We start from the raw sequence: 14,585 nt of genomic DNA, 5'->3' as shown, positions 1-14,585 counted from the left end.
TGCGTTAGAAGCAATCTCCCGTCGCGCGTCTAACCCCAATACACGGCCAGGAGGACGGGGAAACTGGCGCCGAGGCGCGTACGCGCAAGGCATCCAACCGTATCCCTGAAGGGTCCCTCGGCCGGACCCTCCGTTGCGCGCCCGCTATCTCCTCGTCTCCCGAAATTTCCCGTCCGGCCGCGATTGGCGCAGCCGGCAAAACCAAACGGGAGATAGTCAAATGAAACGCAACGAAAAGAAACCGCGCCCACATGGAGTTTATGTGGTCGAGGGCGAAGGCGACAAAGCCTTCTGGACCCGGATCGGCGCAGCATGGCTCCACGATGATGGCAAAGGCTTCAACATCAGCCTGAGCTGCCTGCCACTGGATGGCCGCCTGGTCGTTCGCGAACCGAAGTCCGCCGAAGTCGATGAGGAGGCGGGGCAATGAGCCCCGTTTCCTCTTCCCGTTTCATGGTCAAGTGCTTCGACTACGAGGAATGGGCGGTGGTCGTCGAGGCTGCGACGCCTGAGGACGCCGTTCGCAAGGCCGAGCGCATCTATCTGACCGACAGTCTCGGTACGATGGACGGCTTTGAGCTGATCCGCAGCGCCTTCGGGTGGCAAGCCAGACCGCTGATCGAAGCCACCTCTTCAATGTGAGCTCGCGTCTAAACGCGTCGCGCCCGGCCTTGCCGGGTTCGACGCGTTTCTATTTCAAGTCTTCCAGAGCCTAGGCCCAGTTAAGCCGGGCCTCGCATGCATGCAGGGGTACGGAAGTGTCGAGGCGGGGGTCCGGGGGCTTGCCCCCGGCCGATTTGTCTGACCAACGACATCGGGCCTGCCGGCTGATTTTCCCGGCGTTTTTGTTCGAAGGAGTGATGTTTCCTTGCAACTTGCACCGAGAAGAAAGAGGCTTCGCCAGGTGAATGGCGCACTTATACATCGCTACGCGACATAGGTGCGCGGCCGCCACGGCGGCCGGAAGAGTCGCTATGCGACAAGAACAAGAAAGCAAAATCCCTGGCCTCTTACCATTTGTCCGCTCAACCGGTGAAGCGCTCCGAGGGGCGCTCGGTGGTCGCGGTGGCGGCCTATCGAGCGGGCGAAGCGCTGAAGGACGACCGGCGCGGCACTGTCGCTGACTACAGCAGGCGGCGCGGCGTCGTTCACGCGGAGATCGTCGTGCCTGAAGGTTGCGCCGAGTGGCTGGGAGACCGCGAGACTCTGTGGAATCACGTGGAGGCCATCGAGCAGCGCCGTGACGCGCAGCTCGCCCGGGAAATCAATATTGCGTTGCCCCACGAACTTACCAAAGAGGAACGCTTGGACCTGGTCCGCGCCTTTGTGCGCGAGCAGTTTGTTGCCGAGGGTATGGTGGTCGATTTCGCCATCCACGCTCCGGTGCCGGAGAAGGGGGATGATCCGAGAAATTTCCACGCGCACGTGCTGCTGTCGATGCGGCAGGCTACGCCGCTCGGCTTGAGGCGCGTCAAGACGCGGGAGTGGAACAGCGATTCTATGCTCATCAAATGGCGCGAGGCCTGGGCCAGCCACCAGAACAAAGCCCTGCGGGAAAGGGGCCTCATCGCGCGCGTCGACCACCGCACGCTCGCCGTTCAGAAGGCCTCCGCCCTCTCCCACGGCGACCGCGTTCATGCGCTGACGCTCGAACGCGTGCCGGAAGTGCATGTCGGCCCAAAGGTCAGGAAGGCGGTGCGGCAACGGCCGCCCGCAAGCAAGGACAAGGTGAAGGGACCCGTACGCCGCAGGCCGACCGGCCGGAAGACCCGCCGGGTGGTGCGCTATACCGAGTTCGATGAAGGCAGCCGTTCGGAGTTCAATACCGCCCGGCTCCGCGCCAATGCGGGTCGCTTCGCGATGAAGGCCGCCAAAATTCAGGCGCACCTCGCCAAGTTTAAGACGCGGCAGGCTCACTATGTGGCGCGCATTCGGGAGTCCGAGCTCGTTGAACAAGCGCGCGAAGATCGCGCGACTGCCTGGGAGCGCACGTTGCACGCTCGCAAGCGTGCCGCGCAAATTCAATGGCTTATCTCGGAGCTCGACCGGTTGTTCTTCGAGTTGCTGCATCTGCGCGAGAACCAGCTTGTACGCCTCACGGTCTGGTCGAACCGTTTCGGGTACTGGCGCCAGGATCTCCCGTATCTGCATGTCTGGGGCCGTGCGCGTCCGCGCTGACCGGCGGCCACCGGTCGTAGAGCCTTCGCCAGCGCCAGTGCCGCCAGGAGCGGTAGTTGACCTTCGATGCGAGCACGGGATAGCGGAGGATGTCGCTGCGGTACATCACGATGGACCGGCGCCCCGGCAGGCGCATGACCTCGGATGGGTCAAGCAGCCAGCGCCCGGTCTCGGATGAGCCCAGGGAGTGCTGCTCGCGCATTAAGTCGGCTGTCGAATGCGACGTACCCTGGTTGCGTGCGATCGACGTGTGCTGGCCGATGGTCTCCGAGACGAAGCGCGCCGCCTCCAGGTCCGAGACGTTGAAGAATACCTTGCAGGTGGCATTGGCCAGGAAAGAGCCAGCGCGGCGATAGATCGCGCGTAGTTGGCTCATGTCCTGAAAGACAAGCAGCGGTGTGCAATAGGCACGCAAGTACCCTACCCCGCGCTCAAGCGGTTCAAGGTGACCGAGGGCGGCAGCCTCGTCGAGCAGCAGGAGGACCTTTCGCCTGGGGCGCGGCAGGTTCTTCGAGCGCGTAAGCGTGTTGATGACGCTGCCGACCATCACCCGCAGGAAGCCGGCGTAGATGTCGAGCTTCTCCTCGTCTACGACGAGGTAGATGGTCTTGGTCTCCTTCACCAGCTTGCCGAGGTCGCAGTCGGAATACCGGCTGATCTCGCTGGCGGGGCCGCCCGCGGTCCAGACCCGCGTGGCCTTTTCGGCGTTGGAAATGATACTCCTGAACTCCTCGCTGGCGTCCATTGACAGGAAGCTGGCTGCGATCTCGGCGGCGGCGCGGCAGCCGCTGGTGCCGATCTCGCGCAACAGCTCCTTGAACGACTCTGGAGGGAGCGTGGACAGGGTTCGTACTTCCGCCAGGTTACGTCGTTCGGGCGCGAACCGGACGACATGAAGGATCAGACACGCCAGCAGGCCTTCAGCCTTGGCGTCCCAGTGGCTGGTTTTATCGTCGGGGATTATCATCAGGCGGGCCAGAGCCTCGGCATCGTCGCGCTCGTGGAAGGTACCGGCGCGGATCATGTCGAGCGGGTTGAAGTGGTCCGACTGGTGCGGGTTGGTGGTATCGAGGACGCGGACAATGCCAAAGGAGGCACGACGGCGTCGTGTGATGGCGCTGTTCTCGCCCTTGATGTCGGTACAGACCACCGAGCCCCGGTAGTCGAGCAGGTTCGGAATAACCACGCCGACGCCCTTGCCGGCGCCCATGGGCGCGAACACGGTGATCATGCCGTCCCGATTGAAGCGCAAAAAAGAACGGCCTACCCGGCCGACAATTGGTCCCTGTCCGCGTCGCACGCCGGACCAGAACAACTCCCATTGGTTCGCAAACCTTGCCGAGCCCAGGGCACCGCCAGGGCTGAGGCTACCCCAGCGCAGCAGTTCACGTGCGAGACTTAAAATGAGCCAGCCCGTTCGCACGAGCAGGATAACTACCCACAACGCCAATCGCAGCCACCAGGCGACCATGGCCAACTTTGGGGGATGCGCACGGCGTTTGGCGAGCTGGAACGAAACCTTGCACTGCAAGGTGTGCTTCTATCTTGGCGTTTTCGCGTAAAATTCCCGGCTCTGTCCGACAACTTACGTCCATCAATTACCTCACGGGCGCGTCGTGGCCGGCAGCTTGCCGTTCCGCGCTCTCTCCGCCTCGAACTCGCGCTGCAGCTTTGCAAGCCGGTCCTGGGTGGCACGGTGATCGTCCCGCTCCCGATTGAGCACGACGATAGTCTCCCTGAAGTCCTTCAGATACTGGTCACGTAACCGTTCGGCCTGGCGCAGGGTCTCAGACCAACTATCCTTCTCCTGGCGCAAACTCTTTCGCTCCCTGTCCGCAGTTTTCAGTGCCGCGGCGAGTGTGATGTTGTCCGCCTGCTCCGAGCCGGGTTTGGTCGTCTGCGTAACAAGCCAGCCCAAACCGACCAGCACCGCCCCATAGACGATTTCGCGCGTGCCGATGGGTCTCTTGTCCGCGTCGGACTTTGCAGCTGTCCGCCGCTCAGAAGACCACGGCGGCGTCGCTGTGACGAGGAGCGTATCCCAGTTGACGTCAGCGGACTTGGCCGGTTCGGATCTCAAGGTCGAAGGTGGAGGAGCTACCGATGCTTCGGCCCCCTGAGGTTCCGCTTTTATTGCGTTCTCTACGGATGGGGCACTCTGTATGACGGGGGGCGCTGGAGGCTGCGGCTTGGTCCAGTTGCCTGAACTCCTCGCCTGACACTCGGCGTCGGCGTACGCCGGCATCTTGGTCAGGCGCGCAGGAGGCGCCCCGCGCGAGAACACGACCATCTGGTCATTGAACTCCGGGCCGGTGAGTACGTGGTGCTCCACCAGCGGCTTGCGATTACCATCGAGCAAACCCTGCCGGGTACCCAGGTTCTCCGACATCCAGCGCGCGGCGTCCTCGTCCGGGTTCATGTAGCAGCGCACCGCGCAATTGCTGACCATTCCCTTTGCGTTGGGATAAGTGACTTCAAGTTGACCGAAGTTTTGGCAGAAGAGCCACAGGCGGACGCCGTAGCCGCGGCCCACGTCGAGAGACTCTTCGATGACGTCCATGCGCCCAAGGCGAACCAGTTCGTCGAGAAAGAACGTGATGGTGCGCGCGTCGGTCTCCGGCTTCTCCCGGTAAACCTTTATGAGAGCCTGTCCAATCAGAACCCGCAGGATAGACGCAAACTTCCTGATGTCCTCAAGTTTGACCGCGAGATACAGCGTGGCATTCTCTTTGCGGAGACAGCCAGGATCAAAGTTGGAGTCCGCGCTGATCTTGCGGATGGCCGGGGATGTCCAGATCTCCAGCCAGGCCCTGGCCGTGTCGAACACGCTCTCGCGCGGCTTCTTGTCGAGTCCTTTGAGGGCGCTGGCGCCAAGAATGAGTTGTCGGTTGCCGCTTTCTTCGAGTTGTTCGCACCACTGCAGAATTTCTTCATCGCCTGACGTGAAAATGCGGTCCAGCACGCCCGCCATGTTCCTGTGTTCAGGGGCCTCGTTGAGCGCGACGTCGAGCAGCGCCAGCGTGATCATGTCGCGTGCCCGGTTCTCCCAGTACGAGTCATCCCGCGAGGTTCGCCCGGAGGGCACCATGAGGAAGTCGGCGAGACGGCGCGCGTCGTCCCACGCGAGATCGGGGTCCGTGCGAATTTCATCGATGGGATTGAAATGGAGTGACTCGTCTGGATCGGTCGGCTTGAACAGGTAGGTTGGGCCGACGTTCTCTTCGCGCCATTGCCGCGTTTGATCGTGCATCTCGCCTTTGACATCGAGCACCAGCGCAGGGGCTTCCATGTAGAGGAGGTTACGAAGCACGTGGGACTGGGTCTTGCCGCTGCCTGATGGAGCCAAGGTAACCAGGCTCTCGCGCTTGTCGTAGATGAACTCCGCTTTGGTACCCGGAAAGCCGCCGATGCGCAGCGCCGAGGCCGACAAGTCGTCGCGAGCATGGGCTCGCTGTCCCTCGGCTTCCGTCATCCAGCGGTTTCCGCTGAAGAGGTAGCGCTCGATAATTTCTCTTTTCGGCGCGGCCAGACCGCTCGCCGGTTCGAGAGCGGCACGCACAGCCTGGTTGAGGTACTCGCGGGCGCCCCCGACCGTACCAACAGAAGCGTTCAGCAGTTGCTTGAGCACGTCAAGGGCGGCTGCCCGTTCATTGAAGTTGAATCCCACCCCGAACTCGTAGGCGCAGTCGCCGCCATTCCAGGCAATCGGCACGGCTATCCGCAGGTATTCGTTGCGTTCCATATGACCAAGCGCTGAGAGCACATCCGCCATCCGGAGGATGGCGCGCTCGGCATCCGACATGGATACGAGCGACCGCCTGATGGCGAATTTGCTCATGCCGGAGGCGATCCCGTGGGCATCGACACCGTCACGAATCCTGTTCTCGATGTTGGCAAGTGCCCCGAACACGACGGCGGCACCGCCGCCGCCCGAACTGGCCGTGTTCAGGTTCATTGAGCGCTGGTTTTTGGTCCATTGGCTCTGGCTTTCAAGGGCGATGCGCAGCGATGCTTCCTTGATGGCGGCCTTGCCGATCAGTTGCTCAAGCTCCCCCAGCTCGAAGCAGAGGTCATTGAGCTGATTGTCGTGAATGGTATCGATCTTGGCGAGGTCGCCCTGGAGACGAAGCTCGGCTTCCCTTGCCTCTACCAGGCGCCGCTCCTGGCTGCGCCTTTCGTCTTCGGCCAGGGCTTCACTCTTTGCCCGCTCCAGGGCCGAAAGAAGGGCGGGCAATCCTGGATCGGAGACAATCTTGCGAACGGCTGCCCTGGTGCGCCGGTTGACCGCCGAGGGTGTGGAAATTCCTCGGGCGATATCCGCGGGAGCGTACTGAAGGTTTTCCCTCAGCGTCTGGTAAAGCCTGAATTCTTCATCGGTTATCGGCGGCTCCTGGTCCTTAATGCCAACCCATTGATGCAGGAAGGACGCCGGCCGATCCGGTGAAGTCAGCATGTGTGTGCCCCGCGAGTACCCCTGGCGGCACTATCCAACAGTTGTGGCGCCAAAATCAACGTCGGCGCGTGCCCAGCGGCCTGAATCAGCTAGGGTCGGCGGTCCGTGGAATGCTCGTGGGCGAAAGCGGAGCGAGCCCTAGGACGGCGCATCGTTCGGCTTGCGAGGGACCGGAAGGCTGGCTATCGTGGGGTCCGGCGGGCAGTGCGCACTTATGGGTTTGCAGGCAAACCCGCGCACGGCCCCACGGAGGCGAGCGTTGGCTATCTACAGCCTGCATCACACTCCTGTCGGCAAGTCCACGCAGGCGCAGCCGTACACGGCCGCCGCCCATATCCGCTACATCACCCGCAAGGATGCGCTGAGCGACATTCGGCAGGCGCGGTTTCCGGCCCGGACCCCCCGCGAGATTGCCGACTATCTCCGCGGCTGCGAGGACAGAGATCGCAAGAACGCCCGTGTGCTGGACAAGGTTATGCTCGCCCTACCGCGCGAGCTGACCGAGGAGCAACGGATTGGCCTGGTAAAGGACTTCGCCGAGCACGTGACCAAGGGAAAAGCACCTTGGCTCGCCGCCTTCCACACCAAGGGGAAGGACGCCCGCAACCCGCATTGTCACCTGGTGATCCGCGACCGTGATCCGTCGACCAACAAGCGGGTAATCGGCACAAGCGAAATTGGCAGCACCGAGCGCCTGCGGCGGCAGTGGGAGGATTATGCGAACCGAGCCCTTAGTCGCGCCGGCCATAAGGAGCGCATCGACCGCCGGACGCTTGAGGCTCAGGGCATTCAACGGGAGCCGACCATTCACGAAGGTCCGCAGGCCCAGGCCATGGACCGTCGCGGTGCGCGGCCGGACTCGCGCTCGCGCCGCCGCAGAAATCGACCCGGCTCACGACGTAGCCATCGTGATGTGGACTATCGGAAGATCGACAAGGGGCGTAGCCGGCCCGAGGTCAACCGCGCGAGACGGGCCGGCGGGCGAGAGACCGAGCGCGACTATTGGGATGCGGTCGACGCCGACAACCAGCGGCGGGAGATTTCCGCGCTTCGCGGCATTCACAACCCTCATCGCGCAGAGCCGGTGGAAGAACCGCGGCGGATACGGCCATCCTTCAGGGCACTCAAGCACGCGCCCCGCGATGGCAGACCGCGGGACGATGACGGAAAGGTCGTCAACATGGCAGACCACAAGCGAGAGAAGGACCGGAGCCGCCAGCGCCAAGGAGTGCTCCCTCTTGGCCAGGGCGGCGAGACCGAGAGCGCAGATATCAAAGCCGCCCGCAATGGTGAGCGCGAAGGCCCTGGCTTGACGCGCAAGACCTTCTCGCAAATGCGGGAGGCAGAGAAGGGGCCCCACCGACCGCCCCCTCAGCAAGGGCAACCGACCTTCAGCGAGCGTCTCGCGTCAAAGGGTGCCACGCGTCCAACCGCGAAGCCTGCGGCCGCCAGATATCGCAGCAGCAAGCCCGGTCGCGTAAAGCCGGACCGCGCGGAAGACCACACTCCGGAACGATAGCAACTGCATGGCTGTTTCTTCGCTTAGTGGCGCCTCGTCCGGCTCGTGAGGGGATCGGAGTTCTCGTCAAGCACCTTCAGAATCTCACCAGCCTTCAGCCCAATCGATTTCATCGAGGCTTCATCGATCTCGCCGTTGACCACAGCTGCATCGCTGTTGGCGGCTCTCAACGCAACCTGCACGGCCTGCTCTGGATCATCGACCGCAACGGCATACATTTCATGGCCGACTTTGCCATCGTCCCTTACGACTCCAACCGTCACCATCCATCCCGCCATGAAACCGTTCCTTCGAACCAGAGCTTGATGCTGCCTCGCCGAGCGCGCCTTTCTAGCCGGTGGTGTCCATCCGCTTCAACCGGGAAATCGTCGAGCAGCTGACGTCGTATGCCTTGGCAATGACCTCCTGCTTCTCACCCGCCAAGCGGCGCGCCAAGGCGGCTTGGCGCTGCGCCATGCTGAGTTTTGGCTTCCGACCGAACCTCACGCCATTCTGCCGGGCGCGCTCGCGTCCGGCGCTGGTGCGACGAATAATGTCTTCTCGCGTTTTCCTGGCGATGTAACCGACGAGGGCCGCCAGCACCTCGCCAAGCTCGTGTGTCGTATCCGCCCAGGGTTCAGCCAATGACTTGTAGGCAGCACCACGCGAGGTGATTTCATCTAGAACGCTCAGCATCTTGAACGGGCCGCCGCGAGTAAGACGGTCGAGAGCCGGGACGATCACAATGTCGCCGGGCCGCAGTCTCCGAATGAGCTGGGAGAGTACGCGGCGATGATCCTTGATGCCGCTTTCCTTTTCGCAAAACACCCGCTCGCAGCCAGCGGTGTCGAGCTGGGCGAGTTGAATGTCCAGCTCTTGGCTGCTGGTGCTCACACGGGCGTACCCGTAGACACGCATGGGATTCAGTTTGCTACTTGCAAAACTCCTGAATTTTGCAAGCCCCCTTCCCTGCGGTGGGCTAACGCGCCGCCTCGCACAATTGTCGAATCTTTTGAGGAAGTTATTCGGTGCATTGAAACTTTGCAGAGCGTTTCTTGTTTTTCCCGAGACTGAGCTTTTCCGGCTCATGCGTAAATCAGGAATTTCGCTATCACGGCAGAAGGCTGCGCAATTCGCAATCACTGACGGTTGCTGCGCACTCGTTGGGGGTTACATGCCAGAACGGCTCATTCCCGATTACACCGAGCAACCGGCGTACCTAGGCCCAATTGCAGTCATCGTTGCGCTCGCGATTGTTTGCGGGGGCGCCGCGCTGCTCTACTTGCAACTGGCGTCTCCCGAAGAGAAACGCGCCCTGCTGTCGCTCTTTCAGAATGCACCCGTCGCCAAGAAGGCGGAGCCACTAAGCCGGTTCGGCAAGGTCTACGCCAGTCTTGATGTCACAACGATGCCAGTCACGTTCGAACAAAAGAGTGAGGCTGCCCGGCTCCTCGACCAGCTTCAGCGCGAGCCATGCGACCGGGAAGCCATAGAGCCGCTGGCCAAGCTGATGGTCGACTCAGGCTATCCGCGAGAAGGCGCCAGAAGCGCCATGAGCTTCGGCGAACGGTGCGGCCACAATGACGACCTGCTTGAACTGGCCTATGCAGCGCTCACGCGATTGGCAGACTACAGCGGTGCGCTCGGTGTGTCCGAAGAGATGGTCAAGCTCAGTCCGGCGAGGCCGCGATATAGATTTTTGCGTGGGACGGCTTATGAGCGCTTGAAGAACTACAAAGCGGCACTCAGCGACTTCATCAGTACGCTGCAACTTTTCTCGGACCTATCTAATGTTGCCGCCACTGAGTTCTATCGGATATCCCGCATGTACGATGCCGTCGGGCGTCCGTGCGATGCGATTACGCCTTTGGAGATGTTCCTCTCCTACGACGTCGCCAAGCGCCAGACCCCACAGATTTCTCAGCTGATTTCGGAATACGCCACCAAGGGCAACTGCCGGGCATCCTACGCCACCGGGAGCGACCGGGTCGTGGTCGGTACCTCCAATATTGTGGACGTGACCATAAACGGGGCCAAGGGGCGCATGATCGTTGATACGGGTGCGTCGATGGTTTCGATGACGCCTGCCTTCGCGGCTCGGGCGCGCATCCTGCCCGACGAGAGCAATCCCATCACCTTCCAGGTCGTCGGTGGCACCGTGCAATCCGCCCCCGGTAACGCACAGCTGATGGAAATCGGCAATGTGCGGGCTGCCAACGTGCCGGTCGCGATCAATATGGGCAACGCCGCTGCCTACGGCCCGCAGGTTGATGGCCTTTTGGGCATGACATTTCTTGCGCGCTTCAACATAACACTTGCCGGGGGCGCTCTCGAACTGAAACCACGTACCTTGAACTGACCTTGAGTTTTCCCAATGTTGTTTATCAACCAGCCGAGAGGATATTATGCGTTTACCGTCCCTGCTTCTTATCGCCGCCGTTGTGATCTCAGGTCCGGCTATGGGCCAGCAAAAGCCCTCGAAACCGCAGCCCAAGCAGGCTGGCACGTGCACCTACGATGACTGCGTATCCGGCGCCAAGGCGCGCGGCTGGAGCGGGTCGGAAGCAAGCAATTGGTGCGGGCGTAATCCTGGTGGGTGTCCGCCCCGGTGATTTGTGAGCCGTAAGTCTATTTTCAGAAAGGCGGCCAACGAGCCGGATTTGCGGGTCCACGGGGGAGGTGTTGCCGATCCCACTTGCAAAATTCAAGCTTCGTCCCATACTGGACGGGCAATGCCGCGATCACTGTACTCAGTATGAAGACCCGCATGATTTTATTCTTTCATTGTTATTCTTGGCGGGTGGCGCTTCAGCCTACTTGAGCTGTATCGCTCTTCCGATGCGCAGCCTGTTGCCAACCTTGTCGGTAAGCACGGTGTAGCCGGCAACCTTGGTCTTGGTGAACGCGGCAGCATTCTTAACGGTCACGCTGTCAGCCTTGTCACCTTCAATAGTCAGGTCAAGCCTGCTGCGGCTGTTCTCCAGCAGGCGCACCATGTCAATGTCCACATGGTTGGCAATCTTGTTCTTCAGGTCAATAACCTCAACATTGCGCAGCAGGAACTCGGTGCCGCCCAGTATCAGGTTATCCGCACCCTCAACCCTCAAGGTGTCGCTGCCATCCTGGCCGTCCACCAGCAGGAACTGCTTCTTGTAAACCAGCACATCGTTGCCGGCGGTTCCATACAAAGCCTTAACGGCGCTATCGAGCAGGAAGATATCGCTAGCCGGACGCGTAGACCCATCCTTCATCAGCACCTTGGCGGTGAAGGGGAAGAAAGCATCCTTGGTGTGCTCGGTGCTGTCGCTGTAGGTAAGCGGAATGGCGGCAACCCCAAGGCTATCCAAACTCTTCAACTCATTCGGTTGTCCAACGCCGTCGCCGTTGAGGTCGAACCAGGCCACCAGCTTCTTCCAGTTCTTGTCCTTGGCATCAATCACGTTGTCGTGGTTGGTGTCCTCGGCTACGCGCAGCGCTTCAAAACCGTTGGTGGTGTCTACGTTACCAAACACTTCCAGGCTGCCGTCAATGGTGCCGTTGCCGTTGTAGTCCATCGCCAGCAGCGGGTCCTTGGGGCTAACCCAGGCGGTCTTTACGCGCTTGCCGGGGGTAAAGTCGAAGGTGGCGGTGCTGGCATCTTTCGAAATGACATTGAAACCGTCATTATCCATATCGATGGTCACCGGGCTGTCGTCACCGCCCGCATCTCCTTCACCGCCAGAGCTGCCGCCGCCACCATCACCGTCAGTTCCGTCATTCCCGCAATAGCCACCGCCCGATTCTATAACTTGCCATGAGGGGTAGAGATTGGTGCACTCCAAGCAGCCATAGTAAGCTATATCGCCACTAAACCTCTGGCCCCAGCAAAGGTCTGGGCGGCAGTATCCGTTATAAGGGCGGGTGCCGCCGTCAGGGCAAGGTTTGGTGCACTGACCATCGGCAGGCATTGCCGAACCGTCAGGACAAACGCACTCGTTCAAAGTTTGGGTGGCTGCATCATAGCTGTCGGTCACCACAGTAGTCAGGTCACTCGCAAGGTGCTGGTGTCCCACCATGCTGGAACTTTTTTTCGGGCTGGCCGGCATGCCGCAAGTGTTGGCCATAATGGCGCCGTTACTGCTTACAGTATCTTTGTAACAACTAGCGCCGCTCAGGCAGCTATCATATGTGTCGCGCTTGATATCACGCGTGCAATTCACATTGCCCACCAAACTCCAGTCGGTGACGGAGGTCTCGGAAACGGTCCAGGGAATGGAAGAAGCGGAGACCGTGGTGCCAAGCGGAGCCACCAGCACCTCGTGGTGGGTGCGGGAGTAGGTGGCACCGCCGCCGACCCAGCCGCCGCCGGCCACATTGGGGCAGGCATCGGTGCGGCCCTCGGGGCGGTCGCGGGAGCAGTTGACGCTCAGCAGCTTCACCTGTCCGGTGTCGCCCATGGTGGTGCCGCAACTCTGCACGTCGAAGTAATGGTCCTGGCTGTAAGTGCCGGTCCAGCCGGAAGGGCAGGCCTGGGTCTCGCCGACCGCCTGTTGTGGCCAGGCGCAACGCCAGGTGCGCGGGTCGCAACTGTCGCCGGCAGGCAGGGAAGTATTAGGCACCGCAATCATGCAACTCTGCGGACAAAGCTTGGAAGCCTCGTCCTGGACGTTGCCGGTGCAGTTGGCGGCCACCTGACGAAGATAAGCCTCGTTGGCCCCCCGCAAGTCGTCATGGGGGTCCTGGGCCACCCGCTCAAGGGGAATATCAGCCTGGGCGAAGGAGAAGGAACAGGGAACCAGGGCACTGGCGGTCAGTGCCGCAGCCTGCAAACGGGGCGAGTAACGCATCCGCATATCTCCTTATGGATAAAGATATTATGCGCTTCACTGACACGCAGGCATCCCCGCTCCTTCAGAACGGTCGAACCAGTGTGACTTATTGGTTTGCTATGCTGCCAGGCCGTCGCCGTCGACGCGATCTCATCCGCGCCAAGTGAGCCCTCCTCTCAGCAGGAACTCCGCCTCCTCTGCCCGTCTCTCCTTCACGTCCCTCCAGCCATGCTCATCGGCTGACCTGACGCGGATGTCCGTCCGCCGCAAGGGTCAAGCCCTCGCGCAGGCGCGCACCTCTCGGTGTGCGGCGTCCGTCTCTCCGCGTCTCTCCGGTCGCCGGCACGGCCGGTGGCCGCAAACAAGGAGAGACGAGATGAGCAAGGAACGCTTCGATATTCACCAGCACTTGACCGACCGCATCGTAGCGGCGATCGAGGCCGGTACAGGACAATGGCAGATGCCGTGGCACCGTGGCAGCGGGGGACGCCATCCCGTCAATATTGCCTCCGGAAACAAGTACCGCGGCGTGAATGTTCTCGGCCTTTGGGTTGAGGCCCAGGTGAACGGCTACGGCTCGCACCTGTGGGGCACCTACCGACAGTGGACGGAGAAGGGGGCCAGCGTCCGCAAGGGCCAGAAGGCTTCCTATGTGGTTTTCTACAAGGAGATCGAGGTCGACTGAGGAAGGCGGGGACGAACGTAAGAGCCGTCTGTTTGCGCGGGCGACGCCCGTCTTCAATGCCGACCAGGTCGATGGCCTGAACGAGGGTCCGGTTGCTACTCCAGTTCAAGAGCTGCAAGACGTCGATGGCTTCATTGCCCGTACCGAAGCGAAGATCGTTCATAGCGGCAACCGCGCCTGCTTCATACCCAAGCTGGACGAGATCCACATGCCGCCGCGAGAAGCCTTCACCGGATCGGCGAGCTCGACGCCGAGCGAGGCCTACTACTCCACCCTGCTGCACGAGCTGACCCACTGGACCGCCCTGCCTCATCGCTGTGACCGCGACCTGTCCGGGCGCTTTGGTACGGAAGCCTATGCAATGGAAGAACTGGTCGCCGAGCTGGGCGCTGCATTCCTTTGCGCAGAACTCGGGATTGCTGTTGAGCCGCGTGCTGATCATGCGCAGTACCTTGCGCACTGGCTGAACGTGCTGAAGGCCGACAAGCGCGCTATCTTTACGGCCGCGTCCAAGGCCGGTGAAGCGGTGTCTTTCCTGCAACGCCGTGAAGCACCGATTACTTCACCAATGGCTTGATAAGTAGCAGCCCTGCTGCTGCATACATCTTTGCCAGCTAAACTGGCCCCGTGCACGGACACAAAGCCCGCGTCGCTGCCTACGCCCTGATAGGGGCATCCGTGGCGGCGTCCCCGCTTGCAGCGGACACGACACGGCCGGCACACACGCCCCCGGCCGCACGGGTGGACGCCGCATCGCCGACCACGCCCGCACCCCGTCGCGACGGCGCGCCGGCATGCAAGGTCGGCACCGAACGCATCAGCCCCCTCACAGGGCGCAAGCAGGCGTGCAAGTGAGCGCCGTGCTTGCCCGCATCATCGTTCTCCTCACGAGGGGAAGGGGCCCAACATGCGGGCAACGGATCTGCAAGGCGGCAGGCGACGGATTTGCAAAATGTATACAAT

The 14,585-nt window shown here is 61.6% G+C and carries 12 protein-coding genes; 7 read left to right on the top strand and 5 right to left on the bottom strand.

From position 1 onward, the window contains the following. The first annotated feature begins 220 nt into the window (after positions 1 to 220). The 3 genes from GWG65_RS06395 (at position 221) to mobQ (ending at position 2,178) form a co-directional block, all read left to right on the top strand. Positions 221 to 430 (top strand): hypothetical protein, encoded by a 210-nt coding sequence (locus GWG65_RS06395; protein ID WP_275194563.1) that lies wholly within the window; start codon positions 221 to 223, stop codon positions 428 to 430. After that, positions 427 to 642 (top strand): hypothetical protein, encoded by a 216-nt coding sequence (locus GWG65_RS06390; protein ID WP_275194562.1) that lies wholly within the window; start codon positions 427 to 429, stop codon positions 640 to 642. Before GWG65_RS06395 ends, GWG65_RS06390 begins: the two co-directional genes overlap by 4 nt. Positions 643 to 1,017: 375 nt before the next feature. After that, entirely contained in the window at positions 1,018 to 2,178 is a 1,161-nt protein-coding gene (gene mobQ / locus GWG65_RS06385) for a MobQ family relaxase (RefSeq protein WP_275194561.1), read from the top strand. Here mobQ and GWG65_RS06380 read toward each other — a convergent pair. Both GWG65_RS06380 and GWG65_RS06375 read right to left on the bottom strand, forming a co-directional pair. Further along, positions 2,096 to 3,709, bottom strand: coding sequence for a type IV secretory system conjugative DNA transfer family protein (locus tag GWG65_RS06380; protein ID WP_275194560.1), 1,614 nt, complete (start codon positions 3,707 to 3,709; stop codon positions 2,096 to 2,098). The genes mobQ and GWG65_RS06380 overlap by 83 nt on opposite strands. 72 nt (positions 3,710 to 3,781) lie before the next feature. Next, on the bottom strand, positions 3,782 to 6,631 hold the full coding sequence (locus GWG65_RS06375) for a type IV secretory system conjugative DNA transfer family protein (RefSeq protein ID WP_275194559.1): 2,850 nt from the start codon (positions 6,629 to 6,631) through the stop codon (positions 3,782 to 3,784). Positions 6,632 to 6,890: 259 nt separating this feature from the next. Here GWG65_RS06375 and GWG65_RS06370 point away from each other — a divergent pair, with 259 nt between their 5' ends. After that, positions 6,891 to 8,150, top strand: a complete 1,260-nt coding sequence (locus GWG65_RS06370) for a MobA/MobL family protein (protein ID WP_275194558.1) — start codon at positions 6,891 to 6,893, stop codon at positions 8,148 to 8,150. Between the two features lie 23 nt (positions 8,151 to 8,173). Here GWG65_RS06370 and GWG65_RS06365 read toward each other — a convergent pair whose 3' ends face one another. Both GWG65_RS06365 and GWG65_RS06360 read right to left on the bottom strand, forming a co-directional pair. Next, positions 8,174 to 8,428, bottom strand: a complete 255-nt coding sequence (locus GWG65_RS06365; protein ID WP_275194557.1) for a hypothetical protein — start codon at positions 8,426 to 8,428, stop codon at positions 8,174 to 8,176. A 52-nt stretch (positions 8,429 to 8,480) separates the two neighbouring features. After that, positions 8,481 to 9,047 (bottom strand): recombinase family protein, encoded by a 567-nt coding sequence (locus GWG65_RS06360; RefSeq protein ID WP_275194556.1) that lies wholly within the window; start codon positions 9,045 to 9,047, stop codon positions 8,481 to 8,483. Positions 9,048 to 9,303: 256 nt separating this feature from the next. On the opposite strand from GWG65_RS06360, the gene GWG65_RS06355 reads away from it, so the two are divergent. After that, positions 9,304 to 10,488, top strand: a complete 1,185-nt coding sequence (locus GWG65_RS06355; RefSeq protein WP_275194555.1) for a retropepsin-like aspartic protease — start codon at positions 9,304 to 9,306, stop codon at positions 10,486 to 10,488. A gap of 454 nt (positions 10,489 to 10,942) precedes the next feature. Here GWG65_RS06355 and GWG65_RS06350 read toward each other — a convergent pair whose 3' ends face one another. Then, positions 10,943 to 12,955, bottom strand: a complete 2,013-nt coding sequence (locus GWG65_RS06350) for a hypothetical protein (RefSeq protein WP_275194554.1) — start codon at positions 12,953 to 12,955, stop codon at positions 10,943 to 10,945. Between the two features lie 358 nt (positions 12,956 to 13,313). On the opposite strand from GWG65_RS06350, the gene GWG65_RS40420 reads away from it, so the two are divergent. Both GWG65_RS40420 and GWG65_RS06345 read left to right on the top strand, forming a co-directional pair. Beyond that, positions 13,314 to 13,622, top strand: a complete 309-nt coding sequence (locus GWG65_RS40420; RefSeq protein WP_342760629.1) for an ArdC family protein — start codon at positions 13,314 to 13,316, stop codon at positions 13,620 to 13,622. Continuing rightward, positions 13,588 to 14,199: a zincin-like metallopeptidase domain-containing protein gene (locus GWG65_RS06345; RefSeq protein WP_342760628.1), complete on the top strand. Its 612-nt coding sequence runs from the start codon at positions 13,588 to 13,590 to the stop codon at positions 14,197 to 14,199. Before GWG65_RS40420 ends, GWG65_RS06345 begins: the two co-directional genes overlap by 35 nt. Positions 14,200 to 14,585 lie beyond the last annotated feature (386 nt).

Source organism: Bradyrhizobium sp. CSA207, assembly GCF_029051685.1.
In the GTDB taxonomy this organism is placed as follows: domain Bacteria; phylum Pseudomonadota; class Alphaproteobacteria; order Rhizobiales; family Xanthobacteraceae; genus Bradyrhizobium.
This window is presented reverse-complemented; position numbering and strand designations above follow the sequence as displayed.

Bases quoted from the DNA above. Each gene is read 5' to 3' on its own strand.
- GWG65_RS06395 (WP_275194563.1), top strand. From the start codon at position 221: ATGAAACGCAACGAAAAGAAACCGCGCCCACATGGAGTTTATGTGGTC.
- GWG65_RS06390 (WP_275194562.1), top strand. From the start codon at position 427: ATGAGCCCCGTTTCCTCTTCCCGTTTCATGGTCAAGTGCTTCGACTAC.
- GWG65_RS06375 (WP_275194559.1), bottom strand. From the start codon at position 6,631: ATGCTGACTTCACCGGATCGGCCGGCGTCCTTCCTGCATCAATGGGTT.
- GWG65_RS06365 (WP_275194557.1), bottom strand. From the start codon at position 8,428: ATGGCGGGATGGATGGTGACGGTTGGAGTCGTAAGGGACGATGGCAAA.
- GWG65_RS06360 (WP_275194556.1), bottom strand. From the start codon at position 9,047: ATGCGTGTCTACGGGTACGCCCGTGTGAGCACCAGCAGCCAAGAGCTG.
- GWG65_RS06355 (WP_275194555.1), top strand. From the start codon at position 9,304: ATGCCAGAACGGCTCATTCCCGATTACACCGAGCAACCGGCGTACCTA.
- GWG65_RS06350 (WP_275194554.1), bottom strand. From the start codon at position 12,955: ATGCGTTACTCGCCCCGTTTGCAGGCTGCGGCACTGACCGCCAGTGCC.
- GWG65_RS40420 (WP_342760629.1), top strand. From the start codon at position 13,314: ATGAGCAAGGAACGCTTCGATATTCACCAGCACTTGACCGACCGCATC.
- GWG65_RS06345 (WP_342760628.1), top strand. From the start codon at position 13,588: ATGTGGTTTTCTACAAGGAGATCGAGGTCGACTGAGGAAGGCGGGGAC.